We start from the raw sequence: 5,007 nt of genomic DNA on the forward strand, positions 1-5,007 counted from the left end.
CCGTGCCGTCTGGCCCGGTGTCGTCGTCCCCTGTGCCGTCGACCTGGCTGACGAGCCCGTCGACGACGAAGAGGTACAGCAGGTGATACCCGCGGCCTCCCGAGACGTCCACGCCCTCCGCCCGCCAGCGATCCTGGAGCTGGGCACGGGTCCGGACACGCGTCCCGGCGATCTCCTCGAGCAGAATTCTGTGAGCGCGGGCGATTCCGTCGTCGTCGACCCCGAGCGCGGCGAGCCGCCCCAGCGCGGCAGAACGGGACCGCCCCGCGGCCACCCCGACCATCCACCCGAGGTCCTCACCGGGCACGAGGTGGAAGGTGCCGCGCATGGGCCACGAACGGACGACGGACCCGTCGGCGAGGGCTGCTCGGACGTCGCTGATCGTCGCGGGCCCGCCGTCCGGACCGAGGGAACGCAGGGCGACCGATTCGAGGACGCCGGGCAGGTCCTGCCCCTGCATGCACGCCATCCACCGCACCGCCTCTGCGGGCGAGGCGCAGCGTTCCCCCACGAGCCGCTGGGAGGCCAGGCGGAGGCGGGCGAGATCCCGGCGGGTGACCGGAGTGGTCCCGGACGCCTCCCTCACCGGGGTCAGCGGGGGGCGACGAGGAGTTGGTACTCGGGGAAGCGGATGAGGAAGCGGCGGACGTAGCTGCACACCGGCCGGACCTTGCTCCCGTCCAGACGCATCCGGGTGAGGACCAGACTGACCAGCAGGCGAGCGATGCCCTGCTGACCGAAGTGCTCCTCGATGACGGTGTGGAGAAGGATGTAGACCTCGCCGTCCTTCTCGTACCCCACCAGGCCCATGAACGTCTCGCCGTCCCACAGTTCGAACCGGTCTCTATCGGTGTTGTGGACCAACACCAGTGACTCTACTCGGGACATGGGGCTCCTTCGGCAGGGTGTGTTCCACACGTGATCCTACTCGCCGGGGTACGCTCGCCCGGCACAATTTCATACTCGTCCACACGGGAGTCCGCTTCGGAGCGCGGGCTGAGAGGACGGCCAGCCGGGTCGTCGACCGTTGAACCTGTCCGGGTCATGCCGGCGTAGGGAGCAGTGAACATCATGGGCAGAAACACGTCCACCACCAGCGCAGACACCACCTCGATCGAGGCCGTGACCTGCGGCCCCATCCATTCCAGCAGCAAGTCCTACCTCGAGGTCCGGGCCGAGGGCAGCACCCTGCGCGTGCCCGTCCGTCGGATCTCCCTGACCAACGACACGACGTTCGACGTCTACGACACCTCCGGTCCGTACACCGGGTACGCCGACGCCGGGGAGTGCCACGACCTGGCCGCAGGACTGCCGCCCACCCGCGACGGCTGGGCCCACCCGGAGGCCGCGCCCGCCTCGGCGGAGGACCCCACGCCGGTGCGGACCCAGCTGGCCTGGGCCCGCGCGGGCCACATCACCCCGGAGATGCGCTTCATCGCCGCGCGGGAGGGGATCGACGTCGAGGTGGTGCGGACCGAGGTGGCGGCCGGCCGCGCCGTCATCCCGGCCAATCACCGCCACCCGGAGAGCGAGCCGATGATCATCGGCAAGCGCTTCCTGACCAAGATCAACGCCAACATCGGCAACTCCGCGGTCACCAGCTCGATCGCGGAGGAGGTCGAGAAGATGGTGTGGGCCTCCCGGTGGGGCGCGGACACCATCATGGACCTGTCCACCGGGCGGGACATCCACGAGACCCGCGAGTGGATCATGCGCAACTCCCCCGTTCCCGTGGGGACCGTGCCGATCTACCAGGCACTGGAGAAGGTGGGCGGTGATCCGACCGCGCTGACCTGGGAGCTCTACCGCGACACCGTCATCGAGCAGTGCGAGCAGGGCGTGGACTACATGACCGTCCACGCGGGCGTGCTCCTGCGGTACGTCCCGCTCGCCGCCAAGCGCGTCACCGGGATCGTCTCGCGCGGAGGTTCGATCATGGCGGCGTGGTGCCTGGCGCACCACCGCGAGTCGTTCCTCTACACCCACTTCGCCGAGCTCTGCGAGATCCTCGCGCGCTATGACGTGACGTTCTCCCTCGGGGACGGCCTGAGGCCCGGATCGATCGCGGATGCCAACGACGAGGCCCAGTTCGCCGAGCTCCGCACGCTGGGTGAGCTCACCGGGATCGCCAAGCGCCACGGCGTCCAGGTGATGATCGAGGGCCCCGGACACGTGCCGATGCACATGATCGTGGAGAACGTGCGGCTCGAGGAGGAGTGGTGCGAGGAGGCGCCCTTCTACACGCTGGGGCCGCTGGCCACGGACATCGCACCGGGTTACGACCACATCACCTCCGCCATCGGCGCCGCGCGGATCGCGGAGGCGGGTACGGCGATGCTCTGTTACGTCACTCCCAAGGAGCACCTGGGCCTGCCCGATCGCGACGACGTCAAGACCGGCGTGATCACCTACAAGATCGCCGCGCACTCGGCGGATCTGGCCAAGGGGCACCCCGGCGCACAGAGACGGGACGACGCGCTGAGCACCGCGCGGTTCGAGTTCCGGTGGAGGGACCAGTTCGCCCTGGCGCTCGACCCGGACACCGCGCTGGCGTACCACGACGCGACTCTGCCCGCCGAGCCCGCCAAGACCGCCCACTTCTGCTCGATGTGCGGTCCCAAATTCTGCTCGATGCGGATCTCCCAGGACATCCGGGACTACGCGGCCGAGCACGGGATGGAGACGGTCGAGGCGATCGAGGCGGGGATGGCGGAGAAGTCGGCGGAGTTCGCCGAACAGGGCTCCCGCGTCTACCTGCCGATCAGTCAGCACTGACCTTCCACAGGGCGTCCGACCCCCCGCGAGTCGGCCCAGCCCGCGAGTCGGCCCAGCCCGCGACGAGACGCGGCCCGGGTGTACCTACACCCGGGCCGTGTCGTGGGTGCCGCTCAGGCGTCGCGGCGCAGGGTGATTACCAGACCCGCGACCCACAGGGCCACGCAGACCGCCGCGTACCACGCGAACGCCGGCCACTCGCCCCACGTGATGAACCCGCGCGCGGTCTCACCCTGGGTCCAGAAGTCGCCGTTGGCGAACGGCATCCAGCCGGCGATGTCCTGCCCCACCCGGGGGATCAGGGAGACCATGCCCTCCAGCGCCAGCGTCCACACCAGGAACAGCGAGATGGTGCCGGCGGCGTTGCGCATGATGTACGCCAGGCCCATCACGGCGAGGGTGCCCACCGCCGCGTAGACGGGGAACCGCACGAGGTACGTCAGCCCGTCGCCCGAGAACGGGGTCCACGAGTCCAGACCGGACAGCGCCCCCGCGGCCAGCAGCGAGACCACCACCGCCACGGCGGTCACGACCATCGACATCACGGTGAACAGCGCCGTCTTGGCGAGCACCGCCGGCCACCGCGACGGTGAGGCGAGGAAGGTGGCCTTGTTCGTGTGGTAGCGGTACTCGCCGGTCACGGCGACGATCGCCGCGATCCACGCGAGGATGACGGTGAAGGCGCCGACTCCCAGGATCGCGAACAGCGGATCGCCCCCGCCGCCGGGTTCCCCGACGATCGGGTCCCCCGCCGAGGGCTGCTCGAACTGGCCGATGATCACGGCCAGGCCGAGGGCGAGGGCGATCCCCAGGCCGTACAGCCAGTAGGCGCTCTTGGTGGTGGTGACCTTGATCCACTCGGACTTCAGCAGGTTCATCGGGTGGTCTCCTGACCGTGGTACTCGACGTCCTGGTCGGTGAGCGCCATGAAGGCCTCCTCGAGCGACGCCCGCTTCTCGTGTAGTTCGTGGACGGTGATCCCCAGACTCGCGGCGAGGTCACCGACCCGGGGGGCGGGCAGCCCCTCGACGAGGAACACGCCGGCCTCGGGGTCGAACGTGGCGGTGATCCCCTCCTCCCGGGCGGCGGCGGTGAACTCGTCGACGTGCGGTGTCCGGAGGAGGACGGAGGACGTGGCCGCGGAGAGGAACTCCTCGACGGACGTCTGGGCGCGGAGCACCCCCCGACCGATGACGACGAGGTCCTGGGCCGTCTGTGCCATCTCCGACAGCAGGTGGCTCGACACGAGCACCGTCCGGCCCTCGGCGGCGCGGGCGTGCATGAAGCGGCGGATCCAGAGGATGCCCTCGGGGTCGAGACCGTTGACCGGTTCATCGAAGAGCAGCACCTCGGGGTCGCCGAGCATGGCGGTGGCCAGCCCGAGTCGCTGGCGCATTCCCAGCGAGTACCCGCCCACCTTGCGGCCGGCCACGTCGCTCAGACCGACCAGCGACAACACCTCGTCGCCGCGGGTGGCCGGCAGACCACCCGCGGCGGCGATCATCTTCAGGTGTGCGCCCGCGGACCGGTTGGCGTGGGTCCAGGACGCGTCGAGCAGGCACCCGACGGTGTGGGTGGGCCGCTCGAGTTCCCGGTAGCGCCGGCCGTTGATCAGCGCCTCACCCGAGGTGGGGGTGTCCAGGCCGACGATCATCCGCATGGTGGTGGACTTCCCGGCCCCGTTCGGGCCGAGAAAGCCGGTGACGACGCCCGGCCGCACCACGAAGCTCAGGTCCTCGACCGCCGTAGCGGCGCCGAAGCGTTTGGTGAGATTGCGTACCTCGATCATGGTCTCCAGTGTGCCTGCCGGGGCGCGGGAAGCGGGCTCCTCCCACTCAGCTCCCGTACAGGTGTGTCAGGGCTTACCCTCGTCCCATGGATGACGCCCGCCCAGATCCCGGTCCCGAACTCCCGTCGATCCGTGCCTCGGACCACGAGCGTGAGGCGACGGCGAGGTTCCTCCAGCAGTCCTACTCGGAAGGGCGCCTGACCCTCGCCGAGTTCGACGAGCGGACCACCAAGGCCTACGGGGCCCTCTTCCAGTCCGACCTGGCCGAGCTCACCCGCGACCTGTCGCCCACCCGTCGCGACGGTGGGGCCGCGCCCGCGGCGCACCACGAGGCGGCACCCGCACGCAGGGTCACCGGCGGGAGCGGTCCGTCGACGTCCCTGGCGTTCATGGGCGGGTGCGAGCGCAGGGGCACGTGGACGGTTCCGGCCGAGCACACGGCG

The 5,007-nt window shown here is 70.2% G+C and carries 6 protein-coding genes and 1 riboswitch; of the genes, 2 read left to right on the top strand and 4 right to left on the bottom strand.

Annotated elements, in window-relative coordinates:
• Both G6018_RS11375 and G6018_RS11380 read right to left on the bottom strand, forming a co-directional pair.
• The coding region (locus G6018_RS11375; RefSeq protein ID WP_182639644.1) for a crosslink repair DNA glycosylase YcaQ family protein at positions 1 to 586 on the bottom strand (586 nt) is incomplete at its 3' end.
• A 5-nt stretch (positions 587 to 591) separates the two neighbouring features.
• Positions 592 to 888, bottom strand: a complete 297-nt coding sequence (locus G6018_RS11380) for a GNAT family N-acetyltransferase (RefSeq protein ID WP_182639645.1) — start codon at positions 886 to 888, stop codon at positions 592 to 594.
• A gap of 73 nt (positions 889 to 961) precedes the next feature.
• Positions 962 to 1,076: riboswitch (TPP riboswitch) on the top strand.
• Between G6018_RS11380 and thiC the strand changes: the two genes are divergently transcribed.
• The gene (gene thiC / locus G6018_RS11385) at positions 1,072 to 2,775 is read left to right on the top strand and encodes a phosphomethylpyrimidine synthase ThiC (protein WP_187700455.1); all 1,704 of its coding nucleotides are present in this window, start codon (positions 1,072 to 1,074) and stop codon (positions 2,773 to 2,775) included. Its footprint overlaps the riboswitch before it by 5 nt.
• A 113-nt stretch (positions 2,776 to 2,888) precedes the next feature.
• Here the strand turns inward: thiC and G6018_RS11390 are convergent, their stop codons facing one another.
• Together G6018_RS11390 and G6018_RS11395 are read right to left on the bottom strand one after the other, a co-directional pair.
• Entirely contained in the window at positions 2,889 to 3,653 is a 765-nt protein-coding gene (locus G6018_RS11390) for an ABC transporter permease (protein ID WP_179523463.1), read from the bottom strand.
• Positions 3,650 to 4,564, bottom strand: coding sequence for an ATP-binding cassette domain-containing protein (locus G6018_RS11395; RefSeq protein ID WP_182639646.1), 915 nt, complete (start codon positions 4,562 to 4,564; stop codon positions 3,650 to 3,652). Before G6018_RS11395 ends, G6018_RS11390 begins: the two co-directional genes overlap by 4 nt.
• 86 nt (positions 4,565 to 4,650) lie before the next feature.
• On the opposite strand from G6018_RS11395, the gene G6018_RS11400 reads away from it, so the two are divergent.
• A partial coding sequence (locus G6018_RS11400) for a DUF1707 domain-containing protein (RefSeq protein ID WP_182639647.1) occupies positions 4,651 to 5,007 on the top strand: 357 nt, incomplete at its 3' end.

Source organism: Dietzia sp. DQ11-44, assembly GCF_014145205.1.
Classification (GTDB): domain Bacteria; phylum Actinomycetota; class Actinomycetes; order Mycobacteriales; family Mycobacteriaceae; genus Dietzia; species Dietzia natronolimnaea.

Coding starts and splice junctions, on each gene's coding strand:
- thiC (WP_187700455.1), top strand. CDS start 1,072: ATGGGCAGAAACACGTCCACCACCAGCGCAGACACCACCTCGATCGAG.
- G6018_RS11390 (WP_179523463.1), bottom strand. CDS start 3,653: ATGAACCTGCTGAAGTCCGAGTGGATCAAGGTCACCACCACCAAGAGC.
- G6018_RS11395 (WP_182639646.1), bottom strand. CDS start 4,564: ATGATCGAGGTACGCAATCTCACCAAACGCTTCGGCGCCGCTACGGCG.
- G6018_RS11380 (WP_182639645.1), bottom strand. CDS start 888: ATGTCCCGAGTAGAGTCACTGGTGTTGGTCCACAACACCGATAGAGAC.